The 15,405-nt window shown below is 67.2% G+C and carries 14 protein-coding genes and 1 riboswitch; of the genes, 8 read left to right on the plus strand and 6 right to left on the minus strand.

Annotation, left to right across the window (positions count from 1 at the left end):
* Nucleotides 1-280 precede the first annotated feature (280 nt).
* Entirely contained in the window at nucleotides 281-760 is a 480-nt protein-coding gene (locus H0264_RS06610; RefSeq protein WP_244976122.1) for a hypothetical protein, read from the minus strand.
* Nucleotides 761-1,001: 241 nt separating this feature from the next.
* On the opposite strand from H0264_RS06610, the gene H0264_RS06615 reads away from it, so the two are divergent.
* The 4 genes from H0264_RS06615 to H0264_RS06630 all read left to right on the plus strand — a co-directional run bounded on the left by H0264_RS06615 (nucleotide 1,002) and on the right by H0264_RS06630 (nucleotide 3,058).
* Complete coding sequence (locus H0264_RS06615) at nucleotides 1,002-1,331, plus strand: hypothetical protein (protein ID WP_181583139.1); 330 nt, start codon at nucleotides 1,002-1,004, stop codon at nucleotides 1,329-1,331.
* Nucleotides 1,312-1,839: a DUF6879 family protein gene (locus tag H0264_RS06620; protein ID WP_181583140.1), complete on the plus strand. Its 528-nt coding sequence runs from the start codon at nucleotides 1,312-1,314 to the stop codon at nucleotides 1,837-1,839. The genes H0264_RS06615 and H0264_RS06620 overlap by 20 nt, the downstream gene beginning before the upstream one ends.
* A complete protein-coding gene (locus H0264_RS06625; RefSeq protein WP_181583141.1) occupies nucleotides 1,836-2,672 on the plus strand; it encodes a helix-turn-helix domain-containing protein in 837 nt (278 codons plus the stop codon). Before H0264_RS06620 ends, H0264_RS06625 begins: the two co-directional genes overlap by 4 nt.
* Nucleotides 2,673-2,740: 68 nt before the next feature.
* A complete protein-coding gene (locus H0264_RS06630; RefSeq protein WP_231084167.1) occupies nucleotides 2,741-3,058 on the plus strand; it encodes a DUF3017 domain-containing protein in 318 nt (105 codons plus the stop codon).
* A 12-nt stretch (nucleotides 3,059-3,070) separates the two neighbouring features.
* Here H0264_RS06630 and H0264_RS06635 read toward each other — a convergent pair whose 3' ends face one another.
* The 4 genes from H0264_RS06635 to H0264_RS06650 form a co-directional block, all read right to left on the minus strand.
* The gene (locus H0264_RS06635; RefSeq protein WP_181583143.1) at nucleotides 3,071-3,232 is read right to left on the minus strand and encodes a hypothetical protein; all 162 of its coding nucleotides are present in this window, start codon (nucleotides 3,230-3,232) and stop codon (nucleotides 3,071-3,073) included.
* A 201-nt stretch (nucleotides 3,233-3,433) separates the two neighbouring features.
* Nucleotides 3,434-4,597 (minus strand): homoserine O-acetyltransferase MetX, encoded by a 1,164-nt coding sequence (metX, locus tag H0264_RS06640; protein ID WP_181583144.1) that lies wholly within the window; start codon nucleotides 4,595-4,597, stop codon nucleotides 3,434-3,436.
* Nucleotides 4,594-5,919 (minus strand): bifunctional o-acetylhomoserine/o-acetylserine sulfhydrylase, encoded by a 1,326-nt coding sequence (locus H0264_RS06645; RefSeq protein WP_181583145.1) that lies wholly within the window; start codon nucleotides 5,917-5,919, stop codon nucleotides 4,594-4,596. Before H0264_RS06645 ends, metX begins: the two co-directional genes overlap by 4 nt.
* Before the next feature lie 96 nt (nucleotides 5,920-6,015).
* A riboswitch (SAM riboswitch) is annotated at nucleotides 6,016-6,126 on the minus strand.
* A 12-nt stretch (nucleotides 6,127-6,138) separates the two neighbouring features.
* On the minus strand, nucleotides 6,139-6,837 hold the full coding sequence (locus tag H0264_RS06650; protein ID WP_181583146.1) for a TetR/AcrR family transcriptional regulator: 699 nt from the start codon (nucleotides 6,835-6,837) through the stop codon (nucleotides 6,139-6,141).
* 135 nt (nucleotides 6,838-6,972) lie between these two features.
* On the opposite strand from H0264_RS06650, the gene H0264_RS06655 reads away from it, so the two are divergent.
* The 3 genes from H0264_RS06655 (at nucleotide 6,973) to H0264_RS38970 (ending at nucleotide 12,767) form a co-directional block, all read left to right on the plus strand.
* Nucleotides 6,973-8,460, plus strand: a complete 1,488-nt coding sequence (locus tag H0264_RS06655; RefSeq protein WP_181583147.1) for an MFS transporter — start codon at nucleotides 6,973-6,975, stop codon at nucleotides 8,458-8,460.
* 100 nt (nucleotides 8,461-8,560) lie between these two features.
* A complete protein-coding gene (locus H0264_RS06660) occupies nucleotides 8,561-9,217 on the plus strand; it encodes a hypothetical protein (protein ID WP_181583148.1) in 657 nt (218 codons plus the stop codon).
* Between the two features lie 73 nt (nucleotides 9,218-9,290).
* Entirely contained in the window at nucleotides 9,291-12,767 is a 3,477-nt protein-coding gene (locus H0264_RS38970) for an ATP-binding protein (RefSeq protein WP_181583149.1), read from the plus strand.
* A 136-nt stretch (nucleotides 12,768-12,903) separates the two neighbouring features.
* Here the strand turns inward: H0264_RS38970 and H0264_RS06670 are convergent, their stop codons facing one another.
* Complete coding sequence (locus tag H0264_RS06670) at nucleotides 12,904-13,560, minus strand: hemerythrin domain-containing protein (RefSeq protein WP_181583150.1); 657 nt, start codon at nucleotides 13,558-13,560, stop codon at nucleotides 12,904-12,906.
* 268 nt (nucleotides 13,561-13,828) lie between these two features.
* Here H0264_RS06670 and H0264_RS06675 point away from each other — a divergent pair, with 268 nt between their 5' ends.
* On the plus strand, nucleotides 13,829-15,046 hold the full coding sequence (locus H0264_RS06675) for an NADP-dependent isocitrate dehydrogenase (RefSeq protein ID WP_181583151.1): 1,218 nt from the start codon (nucleotides 13,829-13,831) through the stop codon (nucleotides 15,044-15,046).
* Nucleotides 15,047-15,405 lie beyond the last annotated feature (359 nt).

Raw genomic sequence — 15,405 nt, forward strand, 5'->3', positions numbered from 1 at the left:
GGACCGGGTCTGCGCTGGCACCAAGCATCAACATTCAATCGTGAGGATTCCACCCAGCACCAAGATTTCCCCAAACTCTCGGGACGCCACATGCGACTTTCCTTACGACCACGCGGGTCACGCACGGACATCGACTGCTCCTACTTGATCCCTGAACCAGGTCTCCGCGTTGAGATCTATGTCCCACCTGCGCATTGACTGGAGCTCTCGATCAGCGGGTTCGGGGTTCGAGTCCGATGGGGACGCAACGATGAAGCCATGGCCAGAAATTGCGTGGTAGCTAGGCTTCGTCGGCCGTGGCGGGTGGCACTTCCGGCAGCGGTGGCAAAGTGCGCCGTGCGTAGGTCTCTTCCGATTGGACCGTGATCACATCCATCTGTTCGACCAGCACACCGGGTATCCGGCCGTCTTCGAAGTGCTCGGGGCCGGGGACGATGACGGCATCGGCATCCAGTCGAGTGGCCTGCGCTCTCAGCCGGGCGAGCGGTGGTCGCCCGAACTTGGGGTCATAGATCACCATATCGGCGAAGTCGTACCCGAGACGCTCCGCGAGCCGCCGTATCCGACTCTGATCCCACAGCAACCCCAACCCCGAGACATCGGTGCGAACATACCCCAATGCCGTTGGCTTCCAACGCATATCCGCTCCTCGCCGTTCCTCGTCGTCCTGATCTCCAGGCATGAAGCACTCCAGATAGACCCCGCCGCCGTCGTCGTCTTCGTAGGCATCGGCCTCCAAAATGCCGCCGGGAAACTCCACAAGCCGTCTGCGCCAAGTCATCTCGACCCCTGCCTGTGTGGTGGGAGGGCGGCTCGGGGCCAGTACGACTGGCTGGCCACGAACGCCTGACCTGACGCTAAGAGTCGGGGCAAGCTGAACGCCACATGCTTGCAGCAATTTGCGAGTTCAGGTCGGTTCAGCGGTGGAACCGGGTAGACCAGAGGACCATCGGAGATAGAGGGCGCAAATTCCTGCATACTGCTGGACGAGAGGATTGATCATGTTGTTGCGATTGCTGGGCAAGAACGGTTCCCAGGGTGGCGGCTGCCCGTCGCTGTCGGTCTCCGACTGCGGTACCTACGTCGTGCAGGGATGGGTAACAGACATCCCTGGTGTGGTCGAAATACCTCACGTGCTGCTCGGATTCGCCGAGCCGGATACGTTCGTCGGCGCTCGGATGGAGGACACGGGCAGAGGAACGTTCACTTTGTCGGGCCGACCGATCACCGAGCCGGATACGTTGGCGCAGTTGGATCTAGCCGAGGACGAGACGGCTATCGAGGTTCCGAAGAACGAGAGGGCGTTTTACGGTGCTGCTCTTGCAGGGTGAGGAGTTCGACAACCTTCTTCGTGCTTGCCAGCGGGAAGCGTTTCACCTGGAGGTGCAGGACACTTACGAAACATCGGAAGAGTTCGAGCCGTTTGAGCGGTTCAAGGCAGGCGAACCTGACGACTACGCGTGGATGAAGCCGTGGACGGCTCTCATTCGTGAGGTCGCCGAGCGGGGTGTTCACGTTCGGCGTGCACGTGTGATCACGGTGCCGCATGCGCCTTATACAGACTGGGGGCTGATCGTCTCCCGTGTGAACATCGCGGCGGGAGAAGACATCCGGTACCTGCCACGGCATTTGATAGATCAGGGTCGGCTGACTGCTGACGACTGGTGGTTGTTCGATGGTGAGTCAGTAGCCTTCACGGTGTTCGAGCCCTCCGGCCAGTGGGCAGGCGGGGCTCTGACCAAAGATCGGAGAATCGTGGACTACTGCCGAGAAGTTAGAGATCGCGTGTGGTCGGCTGCCGTTCCACACGCCGATTACGTGGCGCTCGATACCAAGTGACCAGTGCCGCAAACGAACAAAGGGAAGCTCTCGGACTCAGACTCCGGGAGCTTCGCCGCGACGCAGGTCTGACTGGTCGCAAGCTGGCCGAGCTGGCGCGCTGGCACGAGTCGAAAGTCTCGCGAATCGAGTACGGCAAACAAACTCCCTCGGAGCTGGATCTCCGGGCGTGGTGCACGCACACCAACAGCGTTGATCAACTCCCGGATCTGATTGCGACGCTGCGGAACATCCAGGCTGCCTATCTGGAGTGGCGGCGGATTCTCGGCACCGGCACGCGGCGTAGACAGCGGGTCTCGGTCAAGCTGGAAGCGGAATCCAGCTCGATGCGCTGGTATGAGCCGGCAGTGGTTCCGGGGCTGCTCCAAACGCCCGAGTATGCAGAGGGCATTCTCCGGAAGGTCATTGGCTTCTACGGGATTCCGGATGATCTGGACGAAGGCGTTGCGTCCCGGATCGAACGCCAGCAGGTCTTGTATCGGGGAAACCATCGGTTCTCGTTCGTCATCGGTGAGCAAGTGTTGAGAACCACGGTTGGCGACAACTCGGTGATGCTGGGGCAGCTTGACCGCCTGCTGACGGCGATGACCTTGCCGCGGGTTCTGCTCGGGATCATTCCGGAGCGCACAGTGTACGAAGCTCCGTCCGCGAACGGGTTCATCATGTTCGACAATCGACTCGTTCATGTCGAGACACTCAGCGCCGAGCTGACAATCACCCAGCCGCGAGAGATCGTCCTGTACAGCAAAGCATTCGACCGACTAGCCGCCCAGGCTGTCCGTGGTGAGCCGGCACGTCGTCTGATCATGTCCGAACTCGACAAACGGCGATAAGCCACGAATGCGGGCATCTCATGCGGGTGACTGTGGTCGGGCTCGCTATGGCCGTTAAGCTCGGGATCGTGTCTGCCGCCCATGCCGCTCCCGAGAGTCGGAGCAGTCGTTTCGGTGCGTTCGTTCGCGACAATCTGCCGATCCTGTTGGTGGGGGCCGTGCTGGTGGTGGCGGTGGTGTTTTTGGCGTGGGATCGGTGGCGGCGGGGGACGTATGTGATCGGCGGGGCGACGTTGCTGGCGGCGGCGCTGCGCATGATGTTGCCGACCGAGCGGGCCGGGTTGCTGGCTGTGCGCAGCAAGCGGTTCGACGTGGCCTGGATGGCCGTGCTGGGCGGGGCGACCATTGCGGTGGCCGCCACCATCAGCACGCTGGGCGTCACCTAGCGCGCGGTGTCGTCACTTGGTGACGAGACGCCGTCCGAGTTCGCGGCGCAGCACCTCTTGTGAGGGGAGTCGGTCCAGTACCCGCAGGATGGCGGGGCGTAGTTCACGCTGTTCCTCGTCGGAGAGCAATTCGACGAGATCGCGGAGATCCATGTCATCGAAGGGCGCTGTCATGTATCACACTTTACGGCCGCAGCGGTTCTGCGTCTCGGAATCCGGGGGCAGGTAACCGAGGTGTCACTCGGGCGAAACCAACAGTGCGTCAGGATAATTCGTGTGAAACAGGTGCGACTCAGGCGACCGCTCGGTATCTACGGACCGAACGGCCGGCCGCGCCGCCGCGCCACGATGCGGTTGTCGCTCCGGTAACCCGGTTCAGCGCCGGGCCGCACGCGCGGTCCGGGCCAGATCCATGGTCTCCACCATCAGCTTGCCCACCGCCTCGGTCTCGGTGAGGAACCCGTCGTGCCCGTCCCGGGACCGCACGATCTCCAGCCCCTTACAGCCGGGCAGCAGATCCGCCAGCTCCTGCTGCGTGCGCAGCGGATACAGCCGATCCGAATCCACGCCGCCCACCACGCACGGCACCAGCGTCGAGGCCAGCGCGGCCTCGATGCCGCCGCGCCCGCGGCCCACGTCGTGCCGGTTCATGGCCTCGGTGAGCAGCACGTAGGTGGCCGGATCGAAGCGCGAGATGAGCTTGTCGGCCTGGTACTCCAGGTAGCTCTGCACCGCGTAACGCCCACCGTCCCAAGGGTTCTCATCCCCCTGGGCGTGGTTCTCGAAGCGATGGTCGAGCTCGCCCTCGGTGCGGTAGGTCAGGTGCGCGATGCGCCGCGCCAGGCCCATGCCGGTCATCGGGGCGCGATCACTGCCGTGATAGTTGCCGCCCTGCCAGTCCGGATCGGCCTTGATGACGGCGATCTGCGTTGTCTGCGTGCCGATCTGGTCGGCCGTGGCGCGCGCGCCGACGGCCAGCACGAGTGCCGCGCCGACCCGCTCGGGCGCGCCGACCATCCATTCGAGCACCCGCATGCCGCCCATGGACCCGCCGACCACCGCGGCCAGCCGGTCGATGCCGAGCAGGTCGAACAGCTTCTGCTCGGCGTGCACCTGATCCCGGATGGTGATCTCGGGAAACCGTGCGCCCCAAGGCTTTCCGTCTGCCGCCAGCGAGGACGGCCCGGTGCTGCCCTTGCAACCGCCGAGCACATTGGTGGCGATGACACACCATTCGCGGGTGTCGATCGCCGCACCCGGCCCGACCACGCCGTCCCACCAGCCGGCCTGCGCGTGATGCACGTCGGCGGGACCCACCACATGCGAGTCGCCGGTCAGCGCGTGCTCGATGAGCACCACGTTGTCCGCGTTCGCCGAGAGTTCGCCCCACCGCTGTACGGCCAGGGTGACGTCGGGGATGACCGACCCGTTCTCGAGCTCCACATCCCCGATAGCGATGCTGCCGAGCGTGCCGTCCGCCGGCGGAAGCAGGACTTCCGCCGCCGGCCGGGAGGTGCTCGATTCGATGCTCACGGTCAAGATGCCGCCGCCGTCAGTCCGGCGCGCAGATCCGCCAGGATGTCGTCGATGCCCTCGATACCCACGGCCAAACGCACGAGACCAGGCGTGACGCCGGAAGCGAGCTGCTCGGCGGGCGTCAGCTGCGCGTGCGTGGTGGAGGCCGGGTGGATGACGAGCGAGCGCACATCCCCGATGTTAGCGACATGGCTGTGCAGGACCAGCGCGTCCACGAACTTCTTGCCCGCGTCCACGCCGCCGGCCAGTTCGAAGGACACGATCGCGCCCACACCCTTGGGTGCCAGCTGTTTGCCGCGTGCGTGCCAGGGGGAGTCGGAAAGGCCCGCGTAGTAGACCTTCTCGACGCCGGGCTGCTGCGTCAGGAACTCCGCGACCGCCTGGGCATTGGCGACATGCCGCTCGACCCGCAGGCTCAGCGTCTCGATGCCCTGCGCGATCAGGAAGGCGTTGAACGGCGCGACGGCCGCGCCGAGGTCACGCAGCAACTGCACGCGCGCCTTCAGCGCGAATGCCGGCGCGCCGAGTTCGGCGAATACCACACCGTGGTAGCTGGGATCGGGCGTGGTGAAACCGGGGAAGCGGGAATTGCCCTCGGCGTCCTCGACCGTCCAGTCGAAGGTGCCGCCGTCCACGATCACTCCGGCCACGGCCGAACCGTGCCCGCCCAGGTACTTGGTGGCCGAGTGCACCACGATGTCGGCGCCGTGCTGCAGCGGCTGGATCAGATACGGCGTCGCGACCGTGTTGTCCACGATCAACGGCACGCCCGCCGCGTGCGCGACCTCGGCGATGCCCGGGATGTCCAGAATCGAGCTGCTCGGGTTCGCGACGGTCTCGCCGTAGAAAGCCTTGGTGTTCGGGCGCACCGCGGCCTTCCACTGCTCCAGATCGTCCGGATCCTCGACGAAGCTGACCTCGATGCCCAGTTTGGGCAGCGAGTAGTGCAGCAGGTTGTAGGTGCCGCCGTACAGGTGCGGGCTGGCCACGATGTGATCCCCGGCCTGCGCCAGGTTCAGGATCGCGTAGGTTTCCGCCGCCTGCCCGGAGGCCAGCAGCAGGGCCGCCACACCGCCTTCGAGGGCGGCGATGCGCTGTTCCACCACGTCCTGGGTCGGGTTCATGATGCGGGTGTAGATATTGCCCGGCTCGGCGAGCCCGAACAGCGCGGCGGCGTGGTCGGTGTCGCGGAAGGCATACGAGGTGGTCTGGTAGATCGGCAGTGCGCGGGCCCCGGTGGCCGCATCGGGCGCTTGCCCGGCGTGGATCTGCCTGGTCTCGAAGGACCAGTCGGCCGGATTCGTGGGCGCGGTCGAGTCACTCATGTGCTGCTCCAGGAAAACAAGGTCGCCGAATGGCGGAAGTCTGACGTTATCGGAAAGCGAATAGGCTTCGACAACAACACATTTCGGTGACCTCCTACGGTGCGCTTGCGCTCGGCCCTCGAGCGCCCGGTCCTCACCCGGAGCACCCCACCGCAGCTGGAGGGTTGCCGATCAGCTAGCCGGGGCTTGACGCTGATGCTCTTGACCTGTTGCGAGATTCTAACGGGCGGAAGGCCCGGATTCCGAAGTGGGGCCGGACACACTGGGCGCGGCGCAGGTCCGCACGAATTCGTGGTAGGCGTCGACCACGGCGTCGGCCATGCCGCGCGCCGAGGTGGTGAGGCATTCCGGGGTCTGGTCCTCGCATTCCGTGCCGACTCGCATGATGGTGTGCCAGGTGCTGACCACCAGGCGCACGGGCAGCGAGTCGACGGCCGCGCCCAGGCGTTCGGCCACGGCCGCGGTGACCTGTTCGGTCTTGTGCTCGGCGGCGTCGAGGCTGTACGCGCGCACGGCGGCGCTGCCGCGAATGATGCGCTGCATTTGCTGGAACCAGCGGAACGGCAGCGGTTCGTCGCGTTCGATGACGCCGTCGATGACGGCGAGGAAGGCGTTCATCAGCGCCTGGAGTTCATTCCCGGTGACGGGTTCGGCGCGCAAGTGGTCGGCAAGCGCGGTGCCCCATTCTGCGATGGGGGCGATGACGATGTCTTCCTTGCTCGCGAAGTAGCGATTGATCGTGCGGGGCGAGACATCGGCGGCGTCGGCGATCTGCTCGACGGTGGTGGCGTCGAAGCCGTGGGCGTCGCAGAGCTCCAGCGCCACATCGATGATGCGCGCGCGGGTCTGCTGCTTCTTGCGTTCGCGCAGCCCCGGCCTGGGGCGTTCCAGCAGATCGGCGTGCGTCGACTCGGGCATGGCCACAGTGTATCGACCAGCGGGTATTTCACGACGCCATCCGACAACTGTCGCAGTCGGACATTTTTCTCTTGACGCCATTTGTCGGGTGATGCCACGATGGTCGGGTTGTTCCAGGCATCCTGAGGAGACGGCATGACATCCGGGACGGTGACGCGCACACCCGACGAAATACCTACCGACACAAGCACTTCCAAGCGATGGTGGGCGCTGGGGGTGATCGCTCTGGCGCAGCTGATGGTGGTGCTGGACGCCACCATCGTCACGATCTCGCTGCCCTACGCCCAGGCCGATCTGAAGATCAGCGAAGGCGACAAGCAGTGGGTGCTGACCGCCTACACGCTGATCTTCGGCGGCCTGCTGCTGCTCGGCGGACGGCTCGCCGACTACCTCGGACGCCGCCGCATCTTCCTGATCGGGCTGATCGGCTTCGCCGCGGCCTCCGCGCTGGCCGGGCTCGCGCAGAACGCCGGGCAATTGTTCGCCGGGCGCGGACTGCAGGGCGCGTTCGGTGCGCTGCTGGCTCCGGCGGCGCTGTCGCTGGTGTCGGTGACGTTCACCGAGGCCAAGGAACGCGCCAAGGCGTTCGGCGTCTTCGCGGGCGTGTCCGCGGGCGGCGCGGCCATCGGGCTCATCGCGGGCGGCGCGCTCACCGAATACGCCGACTGGCGCTGGTGCCTGCTGGTGAACACGCCCGTCGCGCTGCTGGCCTTCGTGGGTGCGCTGGCCGTCGTCATCAAGGATGTGCCCGCGCCGCGCACCGGCGGCTACGACCTGCCCGGGGCGATCACCGCCACGCTCGGATTGGTATCCGTCGTCTACGGATTCAGCCGGGCGGCGGAGGCCGGCTGGGGTGCGGGCAGCACGCTGGCCCTGCTCATCGCCGGCGCCGCGCTGTTGATCGCCTTCGTGGTGATCGAGAGCCGGTCCTCGAATCCGCTACTGCCGCTGCGTATTCCGGGTGAGATCAATCGAGGCGGGTCGTTCCTGGTGGCCTTGCTGACGCCGATCGCCATGTTCGCCATGTTCCTGAACCTGACCTACTACCTGCAGGCCACGCTCGGATATTCGGCGCTGAAAGCGGGAGTCGCGTTCCTGCCCTTCCCGATCGGCATCGTGATCGCGGCCGGTGTCACCAGTGCGCTGCTGCCCAGGATCGGTCCGCGGCCGATCATGCTCACCGGTGCGGTCCTGGGCATGGCGGGGCTGCTCTACCTGGCACAACTCGAGTTCGGTGACACCTACGGGGTGAGCGTGCTGCCCGCCATGGTGCTCATCGCACTCGGCATGGGCGCGATCTTCGTGGCCATGCAGACCACCGCGCTGCACCAGGTCGACGACGAGGACTCCGGCGTGGCCAGCGCCCTGCTGAATGCCGCCCAGCAGGTCGGCGGCTCCATCGGCACGGCTCTGCTCACGACCATCTCGGTGCAGGTCGCGGAACGTTTCGCCACCGACAACGCGGGCATGGACAACCTCATGGCTCGCGCCGCCATCCACAGTTACGACGTGTCCTTCTACATCGGTGCGGGGTTCTTCCTGCTCGCGATTCCCATCATCGCCTTCATGATTCGCGACAAGCCGGCCAATCTGCTGGAAGGTCCTGTGCACGTGGGCGTCTGATCGTCCGCCCTGCCCGCGCACCGTCACCGGTGCGCGGGCGTCCGCGTGTCCGCAAGTGAACGGCAAGTCCGGGGCAATGGGCCGCGCCCATCGTGGTCCGGTGACAACGACTGCGACACCGCCGATTCCGTCTCTCCTCCGCGATCGAGTGCAACGCGGCTACCTGCTCGTGGCCGGTGGCGTGCTCTGGTCGATCGGCAATGCCCTGCACCCGCTGCGACATTCGGAGCAAGCCGAACAGGCGGCGACCTGGATCGCCGCCCACCTGACCTTCTCCATCGGGTCGGTGCTGATCGCGGCAGGGCTGCCCGCCGTATTCGCCGCGCTCCTCGACACAACCGGAACCGGTTGGGCGGCAAAGGCGCTCGTCTGGGCGAAGGCCATGCTGTTCCTGGGTTTCGCGGTGACCGTGCCGGTGGGGGCCTACCACGAGATGTTCGTCGCCCGGCAGCTCGGGCATCACGAGCAGCACGAGATCGAAGCGGCGGCCGCGCCGCTGGTGAACACGCTGGCCGCGTCCCTGCTGATCGGTCTGATCCTGCTGGCTGTCGTGTCGATCGCCCGCCCGCACGTGCTGCTGGGCAGGCTCGGGGGCGTGCTGATGCTGGCCGCCGTGATCGCCATGGGTGCGGCGCCGGGATTGCCCGGGGCGGAAGGCATCTGGATCATTCCCGGCACCATTGTGGTCGGCGCGGTGCTGGGCGTGGCGGGGTGGCGTGGCACCAGAGTCGGCCGGGGCGCGACGACGGTCGCCTGAGGGGGGACGCACGCTGGACGATCTCCGCCCCCGGATCGTTAGCGACGCCACCGTTTTTCGCGATGTACCACCCGTGGTGTCGATCGAAGTCCTCGGTGCGCTGCGGGTGCGCGTCAATGGCGACCCCGCGCCGCTGCGCGGCCCCATGCAGGGCGCGGTGCTGGCGCGCCTGGTCGTGGCCGCCGGTGAAGTGGTCTCCGCCGACCGCCTCATCGACGACCTCTGGCAGGGCGAACCGCCCCCCAAGGCCACCGCCGCTCTCCAGGCTCACATCTCCTACCTGCGCCGCGCCCTGGAACCGGACCGCCCGCCCCGAGCCCCCGCCCGCGTCCTCGTCTCCCGCACGCCCGGCTACACCCTCCACCTCCCCGTGACCGCCGTGGACGTGTGGCACTTCGAACACCTGCTGGCACAGGCCGCCGCCGAATCCGACCCGCGAACCCGCCACCGCGACCTCGGCGCGGCCCTCGCCCTCTGGCAGGGTGCCGCGTACACCCCCTACGCCGATGCGCCCTGGGCGGCCGCGGAATCCGACCGCCTCACCGATCTGCGCTGGACCGCACTGGAACACCAGGCCGCGGCCGCCCTGGATCTCGGCCGCCCCGACGAAGCCGCCACCCTCCTGCACCGCCTGGCCGACACCCACCCCGAACGCGAGGAAGCCGTCCGCCTCCTGGCCCTGGCCCGCTACCGCCAAGGCCGCCAACTGGCAGCCCTGGAAACCCTCCGCAAAGTCCGCACCCACCTCAACACCGAATACGGCGTAGACCCCAGCCCACCCCTGCGCGCCCTGGAATCCGCGATCCTCGCCCACGCACCGGAATTGGACTACACCCCACCCACCGCCCGCCCGTACGAAACAGTCGACAGTTCGGGTGGCGCCGGAACCGCCACCCCGGGCCCGACGGACCCCGCACCGGGATCGGTCTCCTCCTACGTCCGCGGTGCCGTCCGAAACTTGTCGCGGGAGTCGACGTCACCGGCACCGCTTGCGGACGAGGTCGGTGCCGGATATGTGGCGGAGCGGGCCGGGTTGCTCGCGGCGGCGGGGGAGGCTCGGGCGGGGCGGAGCCGGGTGGTGTGGGTGGAAGGGGAGGCCGGGGCCGGAAAGACCACGCTGGTAAGCGATGTCGCGAGGCTGCTCCAGGCGGAGGGGTGGGTTGTGGTGACGGGGCACTGTCCGGAGGTGGATGGTGCGCCTGCGGCCTGGGCGTGGATCGAGCTGTGCGGCGAGTTGGCGGGTGCCGGAGCTGCCGGGGCCGTGGGAAGCCGGGCTGCCGGGCTTGTGGCGAGCCACGGGGTTGCGCGAAGCGAGGCGGCCAGTGGTGTGGAAGGCATTGAGACTGTGGGGGTTTCGGGGGTAGATGCGACGCCGTTCGGGTTGGCTCGGGCGGTGGCGGACGGGTGTGGTGAGCGAGGGGTGGCGGGGCCGGTGGTGGTGGTGCTGGAGGACGCGCATCGGGCGGACAGCGCCACGTTGCAGATTTTGCGGCAGGTGGTGGCGTGGTCGGCGGGGGCGCCGGTGTTGTTCGTGGTGACATTGCGGGGGTCGGAGGCTGGGGAGGAGTTGCGGGCCACCTCGGCGGCGCTGGCGGCGGTGACCGCTGGGCGGTGGGAGTTGGGTGGGCTCGATGTGGAGGCTGTCCGGGACGTGATGGTGGCTGTGGGGTTGGCCGGAATCGATGAGGCGACAGCGGTTTTGGTGCGGGATCGCACGGGTGGGAATCCGATGTTCGTGCGGGAGCTGGCGAAACTGGCTGCGGCGGAAGGGGATCTGCTGGCAGTGCCTGCCGGAGTGCGGGATGTGTTGCAGCGCAGGATCGCCCGGCTGCCTGCGGAGGCGGCGCGGCTGCTGCGGTTCATCGCGGTGTGGGGCGGGGAGGTGGGATTCGACGAGTTGGTGGAGCTGGCCGGTGAATCCGAGGAGACGCTGGTCGATCTGGTGGATACGGCTGTGGTGGCGGGGCTGCTGCGGCTCGGGCACGGCGGGCGAATCCACTTCTGGCATGCGCTGACTCGTGACACCGTCTACGACGGCATTCCCGCCCTGCGACGTGGGCGCATGCACTGGGCGGCGCTGGGTGTGGCCGCGCGTTCGCCGCAGCCGGAGCTGGATGCGCTGGCCCATCACGCCATTGCGGGGGCGACGCCCGCGACCGCCGAACAGGCTCTCGTCCATGTGACCGCCGCGGCGCGGCACTGTGTGGAGCGGCGCGCCCACCCGGATGCTCGCGCCCTCTGGTCCGCCGCGCTCGACCTGCACCTGCTGGCCGGTCACGACCGGTCGACCGCCGAGCGCCGGCATCGCCTCGCGGTGCTGGAGACCCGCTGCGCGCTGGTGGCCGGTCTCGCCTACAGCGGCAACGACACCGCCGCCCGCACCCAGCGGCAATTCGCGCTGGACCTGGCGGAGACACTCGCGGCGGACATGCCACCGCTTGTCGACGCCGAAACCGGATGTGCTGAGCCGGATCCCGTCGCGTTCGCCTTGGCCAGCTGGCGTGCGCCGCTCATCTGGGGCACGCGGGACAAGCGGCTGACCGACACTCGGATCGTCGAGGCGCTCGGGGCGGCGCTGGCGCGTCCGCTGCCTGCTGCGACGCGGGTGCGGTTGCTGGTGGCAACGGTTTTCGAGGTGGAGGGCGACGATGATCCGCTGGCCTTCGCGGCCTCCGCGGAGGCCATTGCGCTGTCGCGGACCCTGGATGATCCTGAATTGCTTTGTGCCGCACTGAATGCGCGCGCGTTCCTGGCGCTCGGTCCGGATCTCTGGGAGGAGCGCGAGCCGTTGACCGCCGAGCTGCTCACGGTGTCCACCGAGTCGGGGCTCGTCGAGTTCCAGGCGGTCGCCCACTTCATGAGCTGTTTGATCGCCTGTGGCGCAAATGATCTGGTGGGTGCGCGGGCGGCGGTCGAGCGCGGGCTGGAGTGTGCGTCCGGTGGGCAGCTGCGGCAAATGCTGGTGGTGTTGTCGGCGTATTCCGCGGTACTGGCCTTGCTGCGCGGTGAGCTCGCGGAAGCGGAGCGGATCTACACCCGGTGCAGCGCCGAGATGGTGGCCTCCGGGACGGCCAATGGCGCGGAGTTGATGGTCGCGGCCGGCATGGCCTTGAACTGGGCGCGCGGCGACCTGTCCGGCCTGGTGGAGCCCATGGCGGCCATTCACGCGGAGGCGGCCGATGTCATGCCGTACCCCTACGCGCTGTCCCTGCTGCACGCCGGCGAACCCGAGCGCGCCCGGAAGGTGTTCCGCGCCGCGGGACCGCTCAAGCGCGATCACTACTGGTCCGTCATGACGGTGTTCCGCGCGCGGGCCGCGATCCATCTCGGCGAACCGCATGCCATCGCCGACTGCTACCGGGACATGCTCCCCAGGTCGGGCACGATGGCGGGCCTCGACACCGGTTCGGTGGTCTACGGTCCGATGGACACGATCCTGGCCGAATTGGCCCAAGCCCTGGGCGATTTCACGGCCGTGGCGGACCATCGCGCCCGAGCGGCGGAGGTCGAGCGGCGAATCCGGTTGCAGCTCGACGAACTCGACGGCTGAGCGAGGTCCGGTCTACGCCCTCATCGATCCAGGACTTCCGGTGTGAAATCCCTGGGCGGGGAGGTGATGCGGGCGTAGACCGGATTCGCGCCACCACCCGCCGGCGGTGGCACGCCATGTGGGCGGAACCCGTAAGTCAGCGCGGCGTACCCGCGATGGCTCGTTCACGTCGCCGGTAGCCGCGCCTGAACACGCGGAGCATGAGTCTCAGCATGATTCCGCCCTCGGCGGTGGCGCTCGCCCATTCCTCGGGAGTGCACATGCCGAACATGCGCGGCAGTTCGAAGCTCATCTTCGCGCCGTCGCGGGCGGCGGCTTCGACCCTGTTCCACTGCTCGGCGGTGAGATATCGGGTGATGACGGGGAAGACCGTGTTCTCCTCGTCGGCGATGTGTTCGGTGAGCAGGGCGTCGAGTTGCCGCAACCGGTCGGCGAGCCGGTCCGCGGAGCCGTGGGCCGCACGTGTGAAGGCTTGCGCGTCGCGGCGGATCTCTTCCAGCAGCGGGTCGAGCTGGGCGTGGTCGTCCTCGAGTTCGCGGAGGTCGACCGCGCCGTCGGCGGCCGTTCGCAGCAGTGGCCACAGCACCTCGTCCTCGATGCTGTGATGATGGTGGATGGAGTCACACAGCAGATGCAGGTAGACGCTGATGGCCTCCGCACGTGAGGCCGGGCAGTCCGTCTTGCCGCCGGCGATGTCGCGGGTGAGGGTGGCGAAGCGGGCGGCGTCGGCGATCATGGCCCGGTGGGCGAGCCGCATGCCCAGCAGGTTCGGCTCGGATGTCGTGGTAGGCATGGTTTCGACCGTGCCGTAGATCACTTGCACCCTACTTGCGGGTAACCGAGCGCAGGTCCCGCACAGCGGGGGCTGCCCGCGCGGTGAGGTTGATAGCAGCAGTACGCTTGTCTTGCTTGACGCCACAGCGTACGTGGACCTGGCACCACAGGCCCCGTGCCGCGCGCCATGCGTATACGTTGTCTGTTGAACAGCTGGGGTCCGCTACAAGCGGTGCTCACCGGCCGTGCAATGGGAGCACCACCTTCCTAGGAGGACACGAAGATCCATGTCCAAGATCAAGGTTGAAGGCACCGTCGTCGAACTCGACGGCGACGAGATGACCCGGATTATCTGGCAGTTCATCAAGGACAAGCTGATCATCCCGTATCTCGACGTGAACCTCGAGTACTACGACCTCGGCATCGAATACCGCGACAAGACCGACGACCAGGTCACGATCGACGCCGCCAACGCCATCAAGAAGCACGGCGTGGGCGTGAAGTGCGCGACGATCACCCCGGACGAGGCCCGTGTCGAGGAGTTCGACCTCAAGAAGATGTGGCGGTCGCCGAACGGCACCATCCGCAATATTCTGGGCGGCACCATCTTCCGCGCGCCGATCATCATCTCGAACGTTCCGCGTCTGGTTCCGGGTTGGACCAAGCCGATCATCATCGGCCGGCACGCGTTCGGCGACCAGTACCGCGCCACCGATTTCAAGGTGCATCAGGCCGGTACCGTCACCCTCACCTTCACCCCGGAGGACGGCTCCGAGCCGATCGTCCAGGAAGTGGTGAAGATGCCCGAGGACGGCGGCGTCGTCATGGGTATGTACAACTTCCAGGATTCGATCCGGGACTTCGCGCGCGCCTCGCTGAACTACGGCCTGCAGCAGAACTACCCGGTCTACATGTCCACCAAGAACACCATCCTCAAGGCCTACGATGGCATGTTCAAGGACACGTTCCAGGAGATCTACGAGACCGAGTTCAAGCAGGAGTTCGACGCTGCCGGTCTCACCTACGAGCACCGTCTGATCGACGACATGGTCGCTTCCGCGCTCAAGTGGGAGGGCGGCTACGTCTGGGCGTGCAAGAACTACGACGGCGACGTGCAGTCCGACACCGTGGCGCAGGGCTTCGGCTCGCTGGGTCTGATGACCTCCGTGCTGCTCACCCCGGACGGCCGCACCTGTGAGGCGGAGGCCGCGCACGGCACCGTGACGCGTCACTACCGTCAGCACCAGCAGGGCAAGCCCACCTCCACCAACCCGATCGCCTCGATCTTCGCGTGGACCCGTGGCCTGGCCCACCGCGGCAAGCTGGACAACACCCCCGAGGTCATCGGCTTCGCGCAGACCCTCGAGGACGTCGTCATCAAGACGGTCGAGTCCGGCCAGATGACCAAGGACCTCGCCCTGCTCGTGGGCGGCGACCAGGGCTACCTGACCACCGAGGAGTTCCTCGGCGTGCTGGACGCCAACCTGGCGCGCGAGATCCGCTAGAAATCCCCAGGGGGACAGGGCGTTAGGACGCCCACAGCTCTGCCGCCCGAGCACACGGCTCGGCAGCGAGCGCAGCGCTGACCGCACGTGAACAGCGCGCCGCGGCGAACGATGGCGGCCGGGACCACAGTCCCGGCCGGAACCATCGCCCGCCGGACACATTCCGGGCACCTGCCCTCACCGAATGGTGAGTGGGCGGGTGCCCGAACTGTTTTGCCGGGGCTGCCACCGGTGAACCCATCCGCCGAGTGTCCCCGGTCGGGGCGCGCCGCTGTCCGGATCGCCGTCGGCGGGCGGGTTGCCGAGTCGTCGGTTCGGCGTTAACGCGCGGTGTGCCGCCGCCGGATTACCAGGTGGCG

The organism is Nocardia huaxiensis (genome assembly GCF_013744875.1).
In the GTDB taxonomy this organism is placed as follows: Bacteria; Actinomycetota; Actinomycetes; order Mycobacteriales; family Mycobacteriaceae; genus Nocardia; species Nocardia huaxiensis.

Excerpts from the sequence above, each read along its gene's own strand:
- H0264_RS06670 (WP_181583150.1), bottom strand. The coding sequence starts at position 13,560 with ATGCCTACCACGACATCCGAGCCGAACCTGCTGGGCATGCGGCTCGCC.
- H0264_RS06675 (WP_181583151.1), top strand. The coding sequence starts at position 13,829 with ATGTCCAAGATCAAGGTTGAAGGCACCGTCGTCGAACTCGACGGCGAC.
- H0264_RS06655 (WP_181583147.1), top strand. The coding sequence starts at position 6,973 with ATGACATCCGGGACGGTGACGCGCACACCCGACGAAATACCTACCGAC.
- H0264_RS06615 (WP_181583139.1), top strand. The coding sequence starts at position 1,002 with ATGTTGTTGCGATTGCTGGGCAAGAACGGTTCCCAGGGTGGCGGCTGC.
- H0264_RS06635 (WP_181583143.1), bottom strand. The coding sequence starts at position 3,232 with ATGACAGCGCCCTTCGATGACATGGATCTCCGCGATCTCGTCGAATTG.
- H0264_RS06645 (WP_181583145.1), bottom strand. The coding sequence starts at position 5,919 with ATGAGTGACTCGACCGCGCCCACGAATCCGGCCGACTGGTCCTTCGAG.
- H0264_RS06650 (WP_181583146.1), bottom strand. The coding sequence starts at position 6,837 with ATGCCCGAGTCGACGCACGCCGATCTGCTGGAACGCCCCAGGCCGGGG.